13 protein-coding genes are annotated in these 20,243 nt (G+C 40.7%); 8 read left to right on the top strand and 5 right to left on the bottom strand.

Translation table 11 applies throughout. The features are described 5' to 3' along the window. The first annotated feature begins 2 nt into the window (after positions 1-2). The 8 genes from D0T49_RS03340 (at position 3) to D0T49_RS03305 (ending at position 12,436) form a co-directional block, all read left to right on the top strand. Positions 3-2,039 (top strand): glycoside hydrolase family 36 protein, encoded by a 2,037-nt coding sequence (locus D0T49_RS03340; RefSeq protein ID WP_163629171.1) that lies wholly within the window; start codon positions 3-5, stop codon positions 2,037-2,039. Positions 2,040-2,062: 23 nt separating this feature from the next. After that, the gene (locus D0T49_RS03335; RefSeq protein ID WP_163629170.1) at positions 2,063-5,044 is read left to right on the top strand and encodes a TonB-dependent receptor; all 2,982 of its coding nucleotides are present in this window, start codon (positions 2,063-2,065) and stop codon (positions 5,042-5,044) included. A gap of 27 nt (positions 5,045-5,071) precedes the next feature. Next, a complete protein-coding gene (locus D0T49_RS12935; RefSeq protein ID WP_203583413.1) occupies positions 5,072-6,748 on the top strand; it encodes a RagB/SusD family nutrient uptake outer membrane protein in 1,677 nt (558 codons plus the stop codon). Between the two features lie 78 nt (positions 6,749-6,826). Further along, a complete protein-coding gene (locus tag D0T49_RS03325; RefSeq protein ID WP_163629169.1) occupies positions 6,827-7,774 on the top strand; it encodes a PKD domain-containing protein in 948 nt (315 codons plus the stop codon). A gap of 124 nt (positions 7,775-7,898) precedes the next feature. Further along, positions 7,899-9,518, top strand: a complete 1,620-nt coding sequence (locus tag D0T49_RS03320) for a DUF4832 domain-containing protein (protein ID WP_163629168.1) — start codon at positions 7,899-7,901, stop codon at positions 9,516-9,518. Positions 9,519-9,605: 87 nt separating this feature from the next. Continuing rightward, positions 9,606-10,160, top strand: coding sequence for a hypothetical protein (locus D0T49_RS03315; RefSeq protein ID WP_163629167.1), 555 nt, complete (start codon positions 9,606-9,608; stop codon positions 10,158-10,160). A gap of 60 nt (positions 10,161-10,220) precedes the next feature. Then, positions 10,221-10,874, top strand: coding sequence for a T9SS type A sorting domain-containing protein (locus D0T49_RS03310; protein WP_163629166.1), 654 nt, complete (start codon positions 10,221-10,223; stop codon positions 10,872-10,874). 257 nt (positions 10,875-11,131) lie between these two features. Continuing rightward, the gene (locus D0T49_RS03305) at positions 11,132-12,436 is read left to right on the top strand and encodes a DUF4832 domain-containing protein (protein ID WP_203583412.1); all 1,305 of its coding nucleotides are present in this window, start codon (positions 11,132-11,134) and stop codon (positions 12,434-12,436) included. A 184-nt stretch (positions 12,437-12,620) separates the two neighbouring features. On the opposite strand, the gene D0T49_RS03300 is transcribed toward D0T49_RS03305, so the two are convergent. The 5 genes from D0T49_RS03300 to D0T49_RS03280 all read right to left on the bottom strand — a co-directional run bounded on the left by D0T49_RS03300 (position 12,621) and on the right by D0T49_RS03280 (position 20,202). Continuing rightward, complete coding sequence (locus tag D0T49_RS03300) at positions 12,621-13,343, bottom strand: nitroreductase family protein (RefSeq protein ID WP_163629165.1); 723 nt, start codon at positions 13,341-13,343, stop codon at positions 12,621-12,623. A 119-nt stretch (positions 13,344-13,462) separates the two neighbouring features. Further along, positions 13,463-15,049 (bottom strand): OstA-like protein, encoded by a 1,587-nt coding sequence (locus tag D0T49_RS03295; protein WP_163629164.1) that lies wholly within the window; start codon positions 15,047-15,049, stop codon positions 13,463-13,465. Positions 15,050-15,540: 491 nt separating this feature from the next. After that, positions 15,541-16,890, bottom strand: a complete 1,350-nt coding sequence (locus D0T49_RS03290; protein ID WP_163629163.1) for a peptidylprolyl isomerase — start codon at positions 16,888-16,890, stop codon at positions 15,541-15,543. A gap of 134 nt (positions 16,891-17,024) precedes the next feature. After that, positions 17,025-17,879, bottom strand: coding sequence for a peptidyl-prolyl cis-trans isomerase (locus tag D0T49_RS03285; protein ID WP_163629162.1), 855 nt, complete (start codon positions 17,877-17,879; stop codon positions 17,025-17,027). A 376-nt stretch (positions 17,880-18,255) separates the two neighbouring features. Continuing rightward, complete coding sequence (locus D0T49_RS03280; RefSeq protein WP_163629161.1) at positions 18,256-20,202, bottom strand: peptidylprolyl isomerase; 1,947 nt, start codon at positions 20,200-20,202, stop codon at positions 18,256-18,258. Positions 20,203-20,243 lie beyond the last annotated feature (41 nt).

Below are 20,243 nucleotides of genomic sequence, written 5' to 3'. Positions count from 1 at the left end.
CCATGAGAAAAATACATTTTATTATACTCCTTTTTGCATCCCTACTTTTCTTCTCCTGCGGTGGGAAACAAGTAGAAATCAGCAACGGAGATATTAAATTTTCAGTAAATGATAAGATGCATGTAAAAATAGCTTCGCTGAATCCTCAAACTGAAGCTTTTTATAATGGCTTTGTGCCAGCCGACTATTTGGTTACGCGTGAATTTACAGCAAAAGACTTCTCATTAAAAGGAGTAACCACATCGACAGACAAAGACGGAAATCAGGTTTACAATTTAACCGGATTGTACAACAAAGACGGTTTCAAAATAGAAAAACATGTAGAAATCGTTGTTCCGGATAATTTCAGCGGCATGTTGCTTTTCAACATCCAATACGTAAACATGGGCGACAAGGAAGCTACTGTAACAGCTTGGGCAAATCATCAACTACGAATGAAGCAAACAGATACGGAAATGCCTATCTGGTCGCTACAAGCAAGCTCAAGCAACCGTCGCGACGATTGGATTCTTCCTGTAACAAATGGTTTCTATCAAAAGAACTACTTAGGAATGAATAATTCCGACTACGGCGGAGGAATCCCCGTGGTTGATTTATGGAGAAAAGACGGTGGTTTTGCTGCCGGACTAACTGAGAACACTTTGAAACTGGTTTCGCTTCCTGTAGAAATGGGCAGGTACAACGATTATGCTACGGCAGGTATTGTATACGAATACGACGAACCTATAAATTTTGGAAAAGATGATGTAATCGAAACATATAAATCATTCGTAAGTGTACACACAGGCGACTTCTTCGACCCTTTGAAACAATTCTCGCACTACATGCAATCGCAGGGAATACAATTTGCCGAGCCGGAAGAGGAAGCCTACGAAGCTGTATGGTGCGCTTGGGGTTATGAGCGTATGTTTACCATCGACGAAGTTATAAACACCTTGCCAAAGGTAAAAGAACTCGGTTTCAGATGGGTAGACGTAGACGACGGATTCCAGATTTGCGAAGGCGACTGGGAAACAAACGAACGTTTTCCGGGTGGCGACAAAGATATGCGCCGGATAGCCGACGCTATTCATAAACACGGCATGAAAGCCAAACTATGGTGGGCACCCCTCGCTGCCGACCCCTGCTCAAACATATTGAAGAAAAAACCTGATATGCAATTACTTACAGAGGAATGGGCACCCGAATTTATTACATGGTGGGATAGCTATTACCTGTCGCCTGTAAATCCTCAAACGAAAAAATATACTGAAGAATTGGTTAAACGCTTCTTGAAAACATGGGATTTCGACGGCTTGAAAATGGACGGGCAACACCTCAACTGCTGCCAACCCGACCATAACCCTGCAAGCAAATTGGATTATCCCGAACAGGCTGTGGAGTTGCTTCCTACTTTTTTCGAAGATATCTACAATACTGCTCGCGAGATAAAACCTTATGCAGTTATCCAGAATTGCCCTTGCGGAACGGCCATGAATTTTTTCAACATGCCGTATATGAATCAGGCGGTATCGTCCGACCCTACATCGAGCTGGCAAATACGTCTGAAAGGTAAGGTATACCGCGCTATTTTCGACGAAATAGCATATTATGCCGACCACGTGGAACTGAGCGACAATGGCGACGATTTCCCTACACAGATAGGTATAGGTGCGGTAGTGGGCTCTAAATTCACCTACCCGAAAGACAATCCGCATGTAAAGCAATCGTACCTGCTTACTCCCGAAAAAGAAAAGCTATACAAAAAATGGGTAGGCATTTATAACGACAAAATGCTCTCGAAAGGTGATTATCTGAATTTATACGACCTAACTTTTGATAACCCCGAAACACATGCTATCAGCAAGGATGGAAAAATGTACTACGCTTTTTACGCTGACCAATGGGACGGTAAAATTGAGCTTAGAGGTTTGGAAAAAGGTAGAGAATACACTGTTTGCGAATATGCTACAGACGATATGAAAACTTATACTATATCGGGCGACAGTCCATATATAGAACCGGAGTTTACAAGAAACTATTTGATCGAAGTTTATTGATTAATATTTAAATCTTTTATTTTATGAAACACTTAAAATTAATTTTAATTTTTTTCCTCTTTGTGTCGATAGGTGTGCATGCACAATCCTTACGAGTACAGGGAACCGTGATTTCTGCAGAAGACCAAGAACCCTTAATAGGGGCAAATGTAATGGTGAAAGGTAGTAGTGTAGGCACTAGTACTGATATGGATGGAAGATATTCCATCGAAGTACCTCAGAATTCGGTCTTAGTATTCTCGTTTATAGGTTGCAAGCCGGTAGAGATGCAGGCTAAACCAACTTTGAATGTGGCACTGGAATTAGATGCTATTATGATGGATGAAGTTGTTTCTTTGGGATATTCAAGCCAGAAAAAAACGGAGTTATCCAGTGCAGTAGTAACTATTTCGGCTGAAGCTTTAACGGATGTTACTTCTTCCGACGTAGGTAACATGTTGCAAGGTAAAGTGGCAGGCGTTCAAATATCTAATTCTACAGGACAGCCGGGCAGTGCAGCTGAAATCCGTATTCGGGGTACAGGTTCTATCGGTGCTGCTGCCGACCCGCTTTACGTTGTGGATGGTATAGCAGGAGGAAGTTTCAATCCGAATGATGTAGAAACCATTTCTGTATTGAAGGATGCAGGTGCTACAGCTATATATGGAGCTTCGGCAGCAGGTGGTGTTATTGTTGTTACAACTAAAGCAGCTAAGAAAAACCAACCTACCCGTATCAATTTCAAAGCAAGCGCGGGAGCTAAACAAGCATTGTTTGGTAATTTTCAAATGATGGATTCAGAGGAATTGTATTATTTCCACAAGTCGATGTATAGCAGCACGCTGTTTACAGCTCAACGTCCGGCATCTTTACTTTCGCAGGATTTTGATTGGCAAGGTGCGTATTTTGATATGGGTGTAATACAAAATTACAATTTGTCACTTTCCGGTGGTAATGAAAAAGTAGGTTATTATGCCAGTTTAGACTATTATAATGAAGATGGAACATTGATAAATACGGGTTACGACAAAATTTCGGCACGTTTGAATTTGAGCGCCCAATTGGCATCAAGATTGAATATGAACGTGCGTGTGAATTTTGAAAATTCGAATACCGACCAGACTTCCAGTTGGATGGTACTGAATGATGCTTATAAAAAAATGCCTTGGGACAATCCGTATGATGCTAATGGCGAATTGGTGTATATTGATAGTGCAAAACGTCCGGATACCGGCGGCGCATGGTATTCGCAAGACAAATGGAACTCTTTGCACGGCGAACAATACAATTATGCAAAATCGCACTCTTTTGGTATTACTGCCGATGTGCAACTTAATTGGAATATTACAGATTGGTTGACAGCTACATCTTCAAACCGTTTTTCCGAAAGCTCATGGAAATATGTGCAGTATATTGACCCTCGTTCATACGATGCCTCTTATGCCGACGGATATTTATACAATAGCATTGGTATGTCACGCTCATGGGGAACTACAAATATGCTGAAAGCAGCTCATTCATTTGGTCAACACAGTATTGGCGGAATGGTTGGTTGGGAATATGGTCATTGGATATCGGAATATACTGCTGCTGCCGGTACAGGAATGCCCGATGGTGTAGATGCTCTCAATGCCAGTACGGTTAACAGTATTGAAGGATATGAAATTCCGGGTGCAAGCTGGTCTACTTTTGGTCAGGCACAATATGATTATGCTAAACGATATTTCTTAACAGCCTCTTTCCGTGCAGAAGCAAGTTCGATGTTTGCTCCCGGAAAACGAGTAGGATATTTCCCATCAGTAGCAGCTTCGTGGCTTATCAGCAATGAAAGTTTTCTTAAAGGAAACGATGTGCTTACTTTCTTAAAACTTCGCGCAAGCTATGGTTTGACAGGAAATAATAATATCGGAAACTACCAGTATTTAGCTACATACTCATTGAACAGCAGTTATCAAGACAAAGTAAGCGCAAGTCCTACACGTCTTTCCAATGATTACCTCTGTTGGGAAACAGCCAAGATGACAGCCGTGGGTATTGATGCCAATATCGGAAAGCGTATAGAAATGTCTCTTGATGTATATAATACCGATAATACAGGCATCTTATTGAAAGTACCCGTAGCACCTTCTACCGGATTTTTTGAAATTATGGAAAATGCAGGAAGTGTTCGCAATCAGGGTATTGAGTATAGAATAGACGCAACACCTGTTAAAACAAAAGACTGGATGTGGAATGTTGGTTTCAATATTGGTTTTAACAAAAACCGTGTTACTTATACACCAGACCACGCTCCATTCTATCAAACTGTTAATTCGGTAATTCAGCAAGTAAAAGAAGGACAAGACATTTACAGCTGGTATATGAAAAAATGGATGGGGGTAGACCCTACTAATGGCGACCCGCTATGGGAAAAAATAACTTACGATGCAGATGGTAATGAAATAGCCCGTGGTACAACTAACAACTACAATGAAGCTACCGAGCAAGTAGTAGGTAAAGCAACTCCATTATTCTCGGGAGGTTTAAGCACAGGTGTAAGTTACAAAGGCATTTTCCTTAATGTAAACGCCAACTTTACTTATGGTAATAAAGTATATAATTACAACCGTATGGCCAATGATTCGGATGGTGCATACTTAGGTTATAACCAACTATCGCTGGAAAACAACAACATGGGTTGGAGCCGCTGGGAAAATCCGGGCGATGAAGCTACGCACCCTAAAGCGGTATTGAATGGAAATAAATTGTCTAACAGTATTTCGTCTCGTTATTTGGAAGATGGAAGTTATCTCCGTATCCGCAATGTAACCGTTGGTTATAATTTCCCGGCTCAGATGTTGAGTAAAGCAAAAATAAACCATTGCCGAGTTTCTTTGACAGGTGATAATTTGTTCACGTTTACAAAATTCTCAGGAATGGACCCCGAAGTAAGTCTTACCAAAACTACTTATAACCACGCCGGTATGTATAGCGATAACTATCCTGTAAGCCGTTCGTTCTTATTAAGTGTAGAAATAGGATTTTAATTAACTAATTAAATACAAATAAGCAATATGAAACGATATATTTTCTTTTTTCTATTAGTGCCCTTTCTGCTTGTATCTATGGTTTCATGTGATTTGGATTTTTATCCATCAGATGAATTGAATGCAGAATTATTACTTTCAGACGAAGGTGGTGCACAATATGTAACAGATGGTTGCTATGCTTTACTAAAAGACGAAGTAGAGTATTTGGGCTATCAAAGTGGAAACACGTATGTACGTCATTATTTTCAGATGACAGAATACCAAAGTGATAATGTTAGCCTGTCGGGACGTACAGAGGATGTACTGTATCAGGCTACATGTTATAAAATGACCGACAATTTGAAAAACGTAGGTACTATATGGTGGTTAGCTTATAAAGTAATTTATTCGGCTAATTCCGTTATCGAATCGTTGGAGGATGGTGTTTCTACAGCATCGGATCAACTGAAAGGTGAATGTTACTTCTTGCGTGCTATGTGCCATTTTCATATGGTAACACTTTATGCAAAACCTTATTCTTTGGGACGCGACAATATGGGTGTTGTGTTACGCACAAGTACTAATACATCTACTACTACTCGTGCCAGCGTAGGCGATGTATACGACCAAATTGTGGCAGACCTGAAAAAAGCAGCTGAACTTATGACTACCTCTTCTGCCCGTGGTAATGCAGGTTATGCTTCGCATGATGCAGCTTTAGGACTATTGTCTCGCGTATATTTGTACATGGGTCAAGATCAGGATGTAATTAATACAGTCAATGAGATGTTGGCCGGAGCTGACCCTGCTTCTAAGTTAGATACAAATTTTCCAAGCTATTTTGCAAATGCGCTTAACTCAAGAGAAACTCTTTTTGCAGTAGCTCATACAGCTTTAGAAACTAAGGGACAATCATCGTTAGGTTCTATGTACATCAATGATGGTATGGGCTGGGGAGAAGTTTATTCATCCGATCCCTTGAATAATTTGTACGAACGCTATCCGCAAGACATCCGCTATCAGTATGTATTGCCACAATATGCAGCCTCGGGCAAGGATGTTGTTACTTTCCCGGTAGAAACAGCGGATGATGATTTCCGCAGTAACGAAACACGTATTGTAACATTGGATGGTATTACCGGCAAATACACTTTTACCGATGAAGGAACTAAGTATTATGTAGAATCTGAATTGGTAAACGGTGAATATACAGAATATTATGTAACATATAAAGGTGTGAAATGTCCTGCTCGCCTTACCAAACAAATGGTAAGCCGTAATACATTCCCAAATTATTATGTAAGCAAATTTTCGTATCAAGATGGCGACCCTATGTTGAGTTCACCGGTAATGTTGCGTTGGGGCGAAGTTATTTTGAATCGTGCCGAAGCATATGCTAAATTGAACCAAAAAGCAGAGGCGTTGGCCGATGTTAATGTCCTTCGTACCCGTGCAGGGCTTTCGGGCAATGCCCTGTTCACTGAGACACAAATGCACGAATATACAAGCGTTCTTGACGTTGTACTTGACGAACGCCGCTTGGAATTGGCTTTCGAAGGCCATCGCGCATTCGACTTGTATCGTAATAAAAGGAGCATGGACCGACGCTTTGCCGGTGTACAACCTTGGGAAGTAGTAGATTACAATGACAATAAAATACAATATCCAATTCCGTTTGATGAGCATTCAGTTAGTGGAATAACTCAAAATCCGGGATACTAAATCAATTGAAAACCAATTAAAAACCAATATGCTTTATTATAGTTAAAACTAATTATTAATTCAAAAAAATTAAACAATATGAAAAAGAACATTTTTTCAAATTTGATCCTTTTAGGAGTTGTTATTTTCGCTGTTTCTGCTTGTAAAAATGAAACAGCAAAGCCAAGAGCTAATTTTTCGTATGAAGTAGAAGACTTGAAAGTAACATTTACCAATGCAAGTAAGGACGCAAATAGTTATGCTTGGGACTTTGGTGATGGCAAAACCTCTACAGAAACAAATCCTGTACACACTTATGCTGCAAACGGAACCTATAGTGTAAAATTAACAGCTTCGGGCGAGGGTGGAACAGACTCAACAACAGAAAGTGTAGTAGTTGAAAAACAAGCTATTACAATTGACGGAGATTTTAGCGATTGGGATGATTTAGGCTCGGCTGTAGCAAGCACTGTATGTGCTGAAAATGCAAGTTTAACAGCATTGAAAAGCCTGAAAGCTTATGCCGATAATCTTTATATTTATTTATTGGTTGAATTTGACGACGCTCAAATAACAGATAAAAGCTGGGTACCTTTCCATATTTATCTTGATGCGGACAACAGTAAAGCTACAGGTGGTTATGGCGACCAATTTGCAGATGCAAGTACTGAAGCTATGTTGGAAGGTGCTTTATTTGACGGTGGCCAGGCAGTTTCTTTCGATCCCGCAGGATTCAAATGGTGCGGCGAAGTTGGTGGAACCGGCTGGGAATGGGGAGAACTACCCAGAGACGAAAGTAACGCATGGGGAGCTTCATTCACTAACGGTTCAGGCGTTGCCAAAAGTGCTACTACCGGCAATAAAGTTGAAATTGCAATTACTCGTGAACTTATTGCTCTTATAGCACCTACATTTGCCGATACATTCGGAGTTGGTGTTGATATTCAACAAAACTGGAGTTCAGTAGGTTTGTTGCCTAACTTGCCAGTGGAAGAAGACGGTACTGTTAATTACGCAAACACCCTTAAGGTAACAATAGCGAAATAAAGGTAAAAAACTTGTGTTCAGTAGAGTTAACGCGTTCTTTAATAAAGTTTTAATTGGTTAGCGATGCAGGTATAAATCGCTTGACAGAGCGATTTGTACCTGCATTCTTTAATAAATAAATAAGATGAAAAATATTTTTAAAGCATTCTGCCTTATCCTTCCTTTAACATTAGTCCTTTTTGCTTGCAATCAGCCGGTAGAAGAAGGACCTAATTGTTTGCTTACGGGAACCGTAAAACCCACGTCCGCTACCATTACTATTTCTAATAATGACACGGTTATTTCCAACGTAGCAGTAGATGAAAATGGTGTGTTTGAAATAGAGTTGGCCAAAGGAGTTTATACCGTTTCAGCTACATGTGTAAGTTATGTTACTTATTCAGCTACCTTGAATTGTAGTGGGAATACTGCTACAACAGATATAATTATGACAGAAGAAGATCCGCATTTGGATAAAACAGTATATACAGAATCGTTCGAATCGTTCATAAACCCCGAACGTGGGTTTCACAAACATTTCGAATACAAATCCTCTGCCACTAATGTGCTGACCACTGCAAGTGTGCAAAGCTGTCGAAATCAGGGATTCAGCCTGATTCTGACAATTTATTATATGAATGATTTTCGGGACAAACGCATTTCGGATGAATACTTACAACGTATTGAAACCAATATGAAAGCATTGCGCGAAGGCGGTTCTAAATGCGTACTCCGTTTTGCTTATACATCAAGCGAATCGGACAAGCCATGGGATGCACCATTAGACCTTGTGTTGGAACATATCGAGCAACTCAAACCTTATCTCCAAGAATATGCTGATGTTATTTATGTAATGGAAGCCGGTTTTGTAGGTGTTTGGGGCGAATGGTATTATACCAACAATTTCAACTCCACAGCTACTGCAGCCGATTATGTTGCGCGCCGTACATTGGTTGATGCATTGCTTGATGCCCTACCTCAAGAACGTATGGTTGCTTTACGGACTCCGAAACATAAAATGAGTTGTTTCAATATAACTATATCAGATACCATTACGTTAGCCACCGCTTATAATGGCTCTGACCTTTCGCGCGTTGCAGGCCACAACGATTGTTTCCTTGCCAGCTCCAACGACGTTGGTACGTTTGAAAACAGCCAACAACGCACTTTCTGGCATACAGATACTAAATATACCATCATGGGTGGCGAAACTTGCGGTACTTGTAAGTTTTATTCGGAGTGCGAAAACGCATTAGAACAAATGGAAAACTTTCACTGGTCTTACCTGAACAACGACTATCATGCTAATGTATTGAATTCGTGGAGAGCTGATGGCTGTATGGAAGAAATAAAGCTGCGTTTGGGCTATCGCTTAGCGCTTACTTGGGCTGGTTTTACTAAAAATCCTAAAGCCGGCGAAAATTTTGAAGCAAAAATTAATTTAAAAAATGTAGGTTTCGCCGCACCCGCCAATCCTCGTATGGTAGAACTTGTGTTTGTAAATACCTCAAATGCGTCGGATAAGAAAGTTGTGGTATTAGATGTAGATCCGCGCTATTGGTTTGCCGGCGGTGAATATGCCATTAACGTTAATTATACACTACCTTCGGATATGGCTGGTAAAACATACAATATATATCTGAATCTTCCCGATCCAAAATCAACATTGAAAGATCGTTCTGAATATAGCATCCGATTGGCAAACGAAAAAGTATGGGATGCCGAAAATGGATACAATAAGTTACATACTATACAACTAAATTAGTAGCCATAATAGCGGCAGATTAATCTCTGTCGCTATTATAATCCCTTATAAAAATTCTTTTTTATTAACTTATTAAAATTTTACTACATGAAAAAAACATTACTTCTTCTTATTTCGATTTTTGCTTTTATATCTATAAATGCACAAACTATTGCGATAGACGGTAGTAAAACCGACTGGGCAAACGTACCCATCTTAAGCGAGCCGGGCGTATACCCTTATGTAAAAGTTTACACCGATGGAGACAACGTTTATTATATGATGGAGCTTACCAGTGGCGAAGCTTTTAACGACACGAAATACGATGCTCTGAGAGCGTATATTGATGCCGACAGAGATGAAACAACCGGACAAAAAAGTTCGTGGTTACATATCAATGCCGGCAACGACTATGATATTACCAGTGTTATTTCGCCTTGGAACGGGAGCAGCATGTTCTGGTCTGACCAGTCTATACAACGGTCGTACAACGAGTCGTTTGCTGAGGCCGGATTTACAAAGATCCAAATGGCAAATTCGTACGAAGCAGGATTTACCGGAACTAAAATCCCCCTTGCTGATAATTTCGGCATCAGTATATCATACAAAACAGGAGAAGCAGAAGCTGTTTACTCTCCAGCCAACAACTATGACTTTGCATAAAGAAATACATATTCAGTAAAAGCAAGAACCGTTGTAGCTGAAAATGAAAAAATACTGGAATTGACATCAGGCAACGCATATTACATGCCTTTCATGAAAGATGAAAACATCAACGACTACCTCGATTTTCAATCGGGAGGGTATTCCGCTCAAAATCCATTGCATTGGGCAAGTTGGGCTATTACTATCCCTGCCAAGGCTAAATATGATGTGAAATTCACACGAAAATGTGACGTTGGCGGCAAGCTGGAATTTTACTTGGTAAACATAGCTACCAACGAACAGGTTTTTGCCACTACCGAAGAAATCTGGTTCCAAAAAAACGAAACCGATTTTGCTGAACAGACTATCTCCACTCAATTAGATTTTTCGGCAATACCGGCAGGCAATTATATGCTGAAAGTAAAAAATAACACTACATGGGGAGCAAATCTGAAAGTTCAGAAATTCACTTTAGAAAATGTAAGTCCGAACCCCTCTACCGATATATCGGAAACAGACAGTAGAAACAAAGCCCGTGTGTGGAACAGCAATGGAAAATTAATGATTGAATCGGAAGGCACGTACAATGTTGCTGTTCACTCTTTAACCGGAGAGGTAGTATTTACCGACGAAAACACAACTTCGACCGAAGCAAATCTGGCTCAGGGAGTTTACATTGTAAAGCTAACGATAGATGGTAAAAACTATTCTGAAAAATTGATAATAAGATAATAACACCTGATTTAAAGCAAAATAAATAACGTAAGTTTGATACTTTTTTGATTTGGTTTTTTCATAATCTCTTCAAATAGGGTAAATAAACAGTGTTGTAAAAACAAATAAAATTTGTTTCAATGGGTTATAAAAAAGAGCTTGTTTAGTCAACCTGTATCAAACTTACGTATTTATTTTTTTCATGCATAATTCCGATTATCCGTAACATCATTGCTATTTTTGCAGATAATCATTTATAAACTAACATATCTCTTATGAAAAATTCTATTTTCATATTCATTTTAGGGTTTGCCTTTTCCATATTCAGTTGTTCGTCTACAAATGGCCCTACCGGCAAAGACGGTCAGGATGAAACAAAGGAAACCGAAAACGCTGACGGTTACAAAAAAGTTTCTTTAAAAAGCGAAATCACATCCGTGCAACCCATGACCGGAATCGTGCTGTGGACAACAAGTGGAAAAAGAACATCCGATGCAATCAGTTTAGAATACTCTTACCTGCTTTACAGCGATGTAGTAAAACAAAAAGGCATATACGACTGGAGCAAATTTGATAATCTGCTGAACGAAGTAGCAAAGCGTGGACATCAGGCAGTAGTACGTTTCCGCTATGTGTACGTTGGCGATAAAGAAAGTGCTGTACCTCAATATATACGCGATTTATCCGATTATGAAGAAACAATAGGAATGAGCGAAGGACGCGAAACCTGTTTTCCCGATTGGCGGCACGCCGAGCTTCAACGGTTTCATCTCGAATTTTACCAAAAATTTGCCGAAAAGTATGATAATGACCCCCGGCTGGCTTTTCTGCAAACCGGATTCGGGCTTTGGGCCGAATATCATATTTACGACGGCCCTATGATAGCCGGAAGAACGTTCCCCTCAAAGGAATTTCAACAAACTTTTTTCCAGGAAATGAGTAAAAATTTTAAAAATACGCCTTGGAATATTTCAATCGATGCATCGGACAATAAATACGGGCCTTTTGTCATGAATCCGACACTGAAAGACTTAAAATTCGGTCTTTTCGACGACTCGTTTATGCACAAAAGCCATGCGAGCTACAACACAAGTTGCTGGAACTTTTTCGACCGCAACAGATATAAACACTCACCTGCAGGCGGCGAGTTCAGCTATTACACCACAGACGACCAAAAGCATGTGCTTGATTATCCGGATGGCATCCATGGGCGTAACTTTGAAAGTGAAGCGGAAAAATTCCACATTACTTACATGATTGGCAACGACCAGACTAAATACCAGACAATAGAGCGCATTAAGCAGGCAAGCATGGCGTGCGGTTACCGCTACAAAATAACCGGTTTTGGAGTGAAAGAAAACACATCGCGCGTAAAAGTAAAAAATACCGGAGTTGCACCCATCTATTACAACGCATACATTACCGTTAATGGAGTTCGGTGTAAAGATTCGCTTATCGACCTGCAACCCGGTGAAGAAAAGCTATACGAAATATCTTCGGGAGGCGAAACTCCTGTGTTGACCATAGAATGTGACCGACTGGTAGAAGGGCAGAAAATTGAATTTGAAGCAGATATTTAAGTATGTGAATACTAAAATAGCTGTGTTTATACGAATATAACGAAAATCTCTTTCTATTTTTTAATTTAAGATCGTTTGTGAAAAAAGGTGTTTAATATGCAGAAATGATATTAAACACCTTTTTGTATCTACCCCGTACCCCTTCTCTCTCAACGTACATGAGGATACGGATTATATTAAGTTGCTAATCTTTAAAATACGCCCCATTATTTCCCGGTTCAAACTTCCCTCCCACTGCTACAACAAAATGAGCTTTAGCAATCCCCAAATCCACCATATCAAATTTGGTTTTATTTGGAGTAGACGCACTTACCTTTCCGTCCTTATACTCAAAGGTATAATACTGGTGATTTATGGCCGAGGGGGCTCTGCTAACAGCCGCTACACCCTCCAAAAACCATGTAGGAGGTGTAGTATTCGATTTATAAAAATACTCCAATGGTTTCGCTTTACCGTGTGCAAAAGTACGGATAACATTTTCTTTAAAACTGCTCGATTCCTCTACATTGCCAACTGTAATGACACACACTGATTTTTCATCCTTAGCAGTAGTAATAACCGGGTCGTTTTGGTCGAACGAAGCACCTACCCAACAAGTACCCAGATTCATGGCTGTAGCCTCCAATACCAGCAATTCGCCATAGTAACCACATTTTTCCTGTAAGTCAGCATCCGACTCCTTACCCCTCAAAACAATTATGGTACGAACATTCTTGAACATACCATAGCTCTTACTAAGCCCGTTGAAAGCACGGCTCCCATCTTCTACCAAATACATCGACAGTCCGCTTTCTTCATTGTATTTATCAATCAATTCAGCGAGCGATTTCAATTTTGAAGTTTCGATAGGTGACGGCAAATAAGAACGGCGCGATTTTCGTAAATCAATAGCTTGTAAAAGATTCATATTATATAGCTTTAAAGTTTAAGTATCATGCAAAGATTTATAACTAACGGTTAACAGCGTAAAATTGTTTGTTTTACAATTCAACGGCTACACGCTTCAACATTCTTACAATACTAATATTATCTTCGCTGGTTTGGGTCTCGTGTAGTTCTTCGCTGTTGTGTTCCATTCTCATTATCAGGCGAAGAGGATGCAGCCGATACGGGCTCTGTAGAAGAGGCTGCCGAACGTGTATGTGTGACATTGCTTTTGTGTCGTCCGCCCGGATAGGTAAGAAAAATGTCCTCCTTTTTTTGTGGGCGCTGCTCCTCTATCCAAAAGAAATTATTCAGATAAAGTTCATCGCCCGATAAGTCGCCCAAAGGGTAGCCCGTGCCCGAAGACACTGTAGTAAGTACTACCCTGTCTATCTTTTGCTCCTTAAAGTGCATCGTCACATAGCTGCTTTGCGTTTTATTAACCACTACCACAGTATTATCCGCCTCATCTACCGGACAGTATATCGTCTCGGCATTTCCACTTACCTCCACCTTTACAAGCTCGCCATCAAGCATAAAAGCAGTCAATTCCTTACCCGCTAACTGGTTGTAGCACATCGCCGAATCCAACGACTGCACTTTCTGTATAGCCATCGCGCTATGGGGAATAAAAATATGGTCGATAGTTTCATCCTTTATGAATGCTTGGATATTTTCGCCCGAAATCTGGTTCAATCCGCTCCAAATCACAGGTTCACCATACATAGTGGCAACCGAATCCCGCCCCATGTACACCAGCGAATCGCAAGCTCCCTGCAAATCGCTACGGTAAAAGCGGACATTATGAAAAGCCTGAGCCACATCATACGTAGAGTCCTTCAACAAATGAAAAGCATCAGCATGCAGATAAAGCGAATCGGCCGAGGACCAGTCTATCAAGTATGCCGAATCGGTAGCCAATCCGTACTCATTTGCTTCGTCGTAAAACACATAATTACCGCACAAGGTAATTTTCTGTATGCTGTCGCTCATTTCTACCAGATTATAGCCTTTTACAAACTGCTTCTGCTTATCGTAAAACAGCGTATCGCCTACCACCGTTTTACCATCGGCATGTACAATCAGTGAGCGGTCCATCAACATTGACTGTTCCGTATCGGTATTATACCAGCCATTGGTGGAATAAATATTTGTCTCGTCGTCGTAAATAATGTGAGTATCGCCCACAATATCGGCAACGTGGGTATCAGTATTATATTTCAGGGTATCGGCATCCATCGTAAACGATTCGTTTACCAGATGCACTTTGTTCTTAAACAAGGCTTGCTTCGTATCGGGCGAATACTGCCCCCAGACAGAAGTCAGCGTATTTTGGTCGTCCTGCAGCTTGCCTCCGGTGTAATAATAAGCCAAATCCGCCGCACGGTCATAGTTCAGGCTATCAGTAGTAAGCACAGCAGTGCTGTTCTCCATCCTCACATTTCTTCTTAAGCGTGCCATTTTGGTATTACCATTGTAGCGGAGTATATCGCCGTAAATAAATATCGAATCGCCTTCGACAATACGCACATTACCAAACGCATGAAAAGAATTATCCTTATTATAAAGATGCGCGCTGTCGCAATACATCACAGCGTTATCGTGTCTGAAACGAACAGGGCTTCCAAAAATAATCTGCGCACCCGGAAGTCGGCTCTCATCATAATTTACAGAATCCGATTTTTCCAAATAAATCATTGTAGTTTTTTCCTGCCTAGCTGTAGAATCCTTCGGTTGCACTTGTGGAGTATCTGCCGACTGGGAATATGCTACAAAGCCCCTTGCACATAAAAATAACACACTGAATAACAAAACAGTGTGCTTATTTAATATTCTTTGGAAAAATATACTCATTCGGTTGTATTCTTAAGAGATAAGAAACAGATTTTTTTAACGATTATCCGTTATTTTACCTAATTGATATATAAGTTTTTAAGGGGCTTTACCCCTGTGACCCCACTTCATTTTTGCCTTGATGCAAAAACGAAGCAAAAAGATCAAGACTGTGCCCGCCTCGCACGAAAAATTAGCGTTTGACGGCTAAAATCTTCCAAACTCGCTCCTTACGTCGCTCAAACAGGGAAAATTTTTTAACGCCGCCTGCTCTTATTTTTCGGCTCACCGGACAAGGTCGATCCGGCGAAGAAAAAGAATGTAGGCACTAAAAACGGATATTTTTTTTACTTTATCCATCCCGGATACTGAAATTCGCAGTTACTCCAGTCTGGGTCGATACTGATATAGGTTTCCTGTTGTTTTTTCTTTATCCAGTTTGTTATAAACTCTTCCCCTTTTTTCGATTCATAATACGATTTCAACATCTGATAGTCATCCGTCAGGTTAGCCTTGTGTGTTTCTACTTTCGACTTCACCTTTACGATAGCCACCACCTCTTTGTTTTTCGAGTTAATCATCGAGAATGGCTTCGATATTTCACCCACATTCATACTATACACCACCTTTGCTACCTCAGGCGGCAAGTCCTGATATTCAAATTTCGACGAGCCGGTATTCTCATTCAACATCAATCCCGCATTCAGAGCCGTATTTTTATCTTGTGAGAAATGGAGCACAGCCTGCTCAAAAGTCATTTTGTCCGAACGGATAAGAGCAGCTACAGAATCCAGCTTATGGGTAGCCTTGTTTTTATCATCCAACGACACACGTGGTTTCAGTAGAATATGCCTTGTCTTTATCCTGTCGCCCCGCTTCTCCATCAACTGTATAATATGAAATCCAAATTCGGACTCCACAACACGCGAAACTTTAGTAGGGTCTTGTAAATTAAATGCCACGGCGGCATATTCGGGTACTAACTGCCCGCGACCCATAAAATCGAGCTCACCTCCACGCTTTGCGCTTTCAGTATCTTCGGAATACAAGCGCGCCAACACCGAAAAATCGGCAGAACCATTGTTTATCCTGTCCGAAAATTCACGCAAACGGTCTTTCACCCTGTTTATCTCCTCAAGAGGAACGGGAGGCTCTACGCTGATTATTTGCAGCTCGACCTGAGCCGGAACTGTAGGGATACTGTCTTGCGGCAAAGCGTTATAAAAACGGCGTACATCTGCCGGAGTTGATTTTATATCACCAGTCAATTTCTGCTGCATCTGCTGTATTATCATCTGGCTACGCACCACATCGCGAAGCTCCTCGCGCAAATCCACTACATTTTTACCAAAATACTCTTCAACCTTTTCCTTCGAGCCTATCTGGGATATGTAGTAATTCAGTTGCATTTCAACCCGTCCCATTACCTGCCCTTCGCTCACCTCTACACTATCAAGCACAGCCTGATGCAAAAACAGTTTTTGAATCGCAAGCTGCTCAGGGATAACACAATACGGGTCACCATCAAAAGCTACTCCCTCGTATTGTGCACGGATACGCTGCTCTTCTATCTCCGAGCGGAATATAGCTTCGTCGCCCACTATCCAAACTACTTCATCAATTATATTGGTTTGTGCAAATGCTACAGGAAAAAGTAAGGTAAGAAACAGGGAAAACAAAATTGCTTTTTTATTCATTGTTGAAAAAATATTATGACTAAACTTGTAAGCGAAATTTAATGTATCGTATCGTTAAGTTTCAGATAAAAGCCATTGGTCAATACTCAAAAACATAAGGCTTGTGGCTCGTAACTAATAACTTATAACTAATTTTAATATAATCTGACTGTTTTGTTTGCAACAGCATCTTCGTAAAGTTCTTTCTCGAAATCGTAAATAAACTGGGCATTGTTTTTTGTAGCCAAGATATCAGCTATTTTTCCCCTTGCCAGTTCATAAGGCTCCTGCTGCCCTATCAGGCAGTAAGACGTTATTTTCAAAAAATAGTGGTGCGTACTGTCATTCTCCTCCACCATACTGTTCGAAGATATAAATTTCGACGGGTTCTTTACCTGCAACGGCGTTTTCGCCAATATCTCTGAAAACGGCACCCACGTATCCGCAAAATAATCATAACTTACAGCATTCTGCACGCTATACTTGTCGATATTCTCAACCGACTCCTCGTCGGCCACTTTTACCCAACTACGAACATCGTTGATATGGGGAGCATCTTTCGGCACAACAAGCAGCAAGCCCTTTATTACGTTCTCCTTCATTATCATCTGCGAGCCAAACTTCTCGTAAAAATCGGCCATTTCATGCTCATCCGCCTCTTTGGTACGCCGCTGCTCCAGCAGGCGTTGCTGGTATTGGTGAACAGTAAGAGTTTTACGGTACTCATTCACCAAACGGTCTATCTCCGACATGTTGGATATATTCTGCTTTGCTTTTTCATACATAAGGATATCGGTAGCCCATTTGCGTATGTATTTGTTAGCAAGCTCGATGCTGTCCGAGCGATGCAAGTTGGGCGGAATTACCAGCTCCAACTCGTCATAATACAGGACATTCCCTTTTACCTCGGCAACACGCACCCTGCCCGATTCGGATTTTTTCAAATCGCACGAAGCAAGCAGCAATATTATTAAGGCCGAAAGGCATATCAAAATCGGATTTATCCGCATATTATTATATCTGTAGTACTAAAGAAAATATATTTATCAAAGGGGCGTTGCCCCTGTTACCCCACTTCATTTTTGCCTTGATGCAAAAACGAAGCAAAAAAATCAAGACTGTGCCCGCCTCGCACGAAAAATTAGCGTTTGACGGCTTAAATCTTCCAAACTCGCTCCTTTCGTCGCTCAAACAGGGAAGATTTTTTTAACGCCGTCTGCTCTTATTTTTCGGCTCACCGGACAAGGTCGGTCGGGCGAAGATAATAGAGTATGGGCGTTAAAAACGAATAATTATAAAAAAAATACTTTTGCTCACAGGCAAAAGTGTATAAACACAAAAATAAAAGTCAAAGATATGACTTTTATTTTTGCATTATTCTATTCATTAGTTTTTCTTAACCGTTTTCAAAACTTCTTCATTAACTACTACCGGATATTTCCCACGCAGGTACTTTATCCATTCCTGTTCGAGATAAGTTTGATAATCGGCTGTTACAAGTCCGCGTACATCAGTGTAATCCTCAGGAGATTTCAGCAATTTACCTGATACAAATACATAAGGATATTCTTCGGTAGGCTCATACTTTTCCTTCGCCTTAAAAATCTTATCATCCACCACCTTGTTATCGCCTTGTACAAACAAGCCCTTTTCTACCTTAACGTACTGAATACTGTCATTCAGTTGTGTACGAATCTGCTTGTCTATCGAGTCTTTAGGGGCTTTTTTAATGATTGATTTAGCGGCTTTCATGCTTGCCTTATCCTTAGCATAGATTACACGCCCTTTATAATGCGGCTTATCCCATGTATAATTATTCCTGTTATCGTTAAAGTAGTTGCTAAGTCCTTCGGTATCTTTCGATGCCTTATCCCACACTTCCTTATTGCTTATTTCGAACAGCAATATACCATCATAGTATTCTTGCGACAAAAAGCAGAAATCATCGTATTTATTTGCCAACCGGGTATCTTCATAATCAAGCAACTCTTTGGCTACAAAAGCATCAAGTTTTTCTTTCATTATCTCAGACGGAATACTTTTTGCCGAATACGAATTGGATTTTATAAAGCGTGCAAAATCGACTTGCGAATACTGTTTACCTGCAAAACTCATCAGAGGTTTATTAAGCAACGATATTTCAGCTATATATGCAGAATCGCCCAATTCCGTTCCATCCAGCAGTTTTGTAAACTCGTCTACGCTTGGCTGCTGTATCCTGAAATCGTATTCTTTTTTCAACGCATCCACCAGAGCATCTTTTCCACGGCTGACCCGCTCATCACGTTTAACCCTACGCTCAATATCTGCCTTTACATCCTCAAAAGCAGGGATACCTCTTTTGTCCAGTAATTTTATAATATGCCATCCATAAGCCGACTGTATGGGCTTGCTTACATCGCCTACTTCTTTCAGAGCAAAAGCTGCCTTTTCAAATTCGGGCACCATGCGTCCTGTTCCAAACCAAGGAAGCTCACCGTTGCGTATTGCACTACCCCTGTCTTCGGAGTAATTACTTGCGAGCGTACCGAAATCATCGCCGGCTAATACACGTTGGTAAAGCGAGTCGATACGTTCTTTCGCAACCTTATTTTGCTCCTTATCATCTTTCTCAGTAAACAACATGATATGTGAAGTGAGCACCTCGCCTTGCGAGGGGCGGCGGTTGTGTACCTTTATAATATGGTAGCCCACAACTGTGCGAACAGGAGCCGAAGTTGCTCCCACCGGAGTATTATAAGCTACCGTTTCAAACGGATAAATAGTATTGAAAGCCGAAATCCAACCCAGATAACCACTGTTCTCGGCAGCCGACTGGTCTTCTGAAACCTCGCGGGCTACTTTATCAAACTTTTCCTTTTTAAGACGTTTTTCTACATTCTTTATCTTCTTCCACGCAGCCAGCGTATCAGCAGCCGTAGCCCCTTCAAACGGAATACGGATAAGAATATGACTTACCTCTATATCCTCTTTCATCCGGTTGTATGCTTCTTCCACCACAGCTTCTTCTGCTTTTTTATCCACCAGATAAGGGCGTGCCAACTGCGAACGATAACCATTATACTCTTTTATAAACGCAGCAGTAGTGTCAAGCCCCTGAGCTTTAGCCTCTTCTACCTTCAATTTAAAATTAACAAACAGATCTACATACTCGTTAAGCGTCTTTTTATCTATCGAGTTCGTAGAGTTGTTTTTATTATAGATGTACTCAAACTCCGATTTTGTAACAGGATTTCCGTTTATCTCCATCAGTACCGGATCGTTTTTTGTTTGAGCCAAAAGGCTACCCGAAATAAATAACAAAGAAAATAACAGTATTTTAAGTGCTTTCATAATTAAATTTGTGTTAATCTATGGCCTGCAAAACAGCCACA

The sequence above is a fragment of the Paludibacter sp. 221 genome, from assembly GCF_010501035.1.
GTDB lineage: Bacteria > Bacteroidota > Bacteroidia > Bacteroidales > Paludibacteraceae > QVMH01.
Note: the sequence above shows the minus strand (reverse complement) of the source record. Positions and strands in the feature narration are given on the sequence as shown.

Coding starts and splice junctions, on each gene's coding strand:
- D0T49_RS03305 (WP_203583412.1), top strand. CDS start 11,132: ATGAAAAATTCTATTTTCATATTCATTTTAGGGTTTGCCTTTTCCATA.
- D0T49_RS12935 (WP_203583413.1), top strand. CDS start 5,072: ATGAAACGATATATTTTCTTTTTTCTATTAGTGCCCTTTCTGCTTGTA.
- D0T49_RS03340 (WP_163629171.1), top strand. CDS start 3: ATGAGAAAAATACATTTTATTATACTCCTTTTTGCATCCCTACTTTTC.
- D0T49_RS03300 (WP_163629165.1), bottom strand. CDS start 13,343: ATGAATCTTTTACAAGCTATTGATTTACGAAAATCGCGCCGTTCTTAT.
- D0T49_RS03285 (WP_163629162.1), bottom strand. CDS start 17,879: ATGCGGATAAATCCGATTTTGATATGCCTTTCGGCCTTAATAATATTG.
- D0T49_RS03320 (WP_163629168.1), top strand. CDS start 7,899: ATGAAAAATATTTTTAAAGCATTCTGCCTTATCCTTCCTTTAACATTA.
- D0T49_RS03315 (WP_163629167.1), top strand. CDS start 9,606: ATGAAAAAAACATTACTTCTTCTTATTTCGATTTTTGCTTTTATATCT.
- D0T49_RS03325 (WP_163629169.1), top strand. CDS start 6,827: ATGAAAAAGAACATTTTTTCAAATTTGATCCTTTTAGGAGTTGTTATT.
- D0T49_RS03290 (WP_163629163.1), bottom strand. CDS start 16,890: ATGAATAAAAAAGCAATTTTGTTTTCCCTGTTTCTTACCTTACTTTTT.
- D0T49_RS03335 (WP_163629170.1), top strand. CDS start 2,063: ATGAAACACTTAAAATTAATTTTAATTTTTTTCCTCTTTGTGTCGATA.
- D0T49_RS03280 (WP_163629161.1), bottom strand. CDS start 20,202: ATGAAAGCACTTAAAATACTGTTATTTTCTTTGTTATTTATTTCGGGT.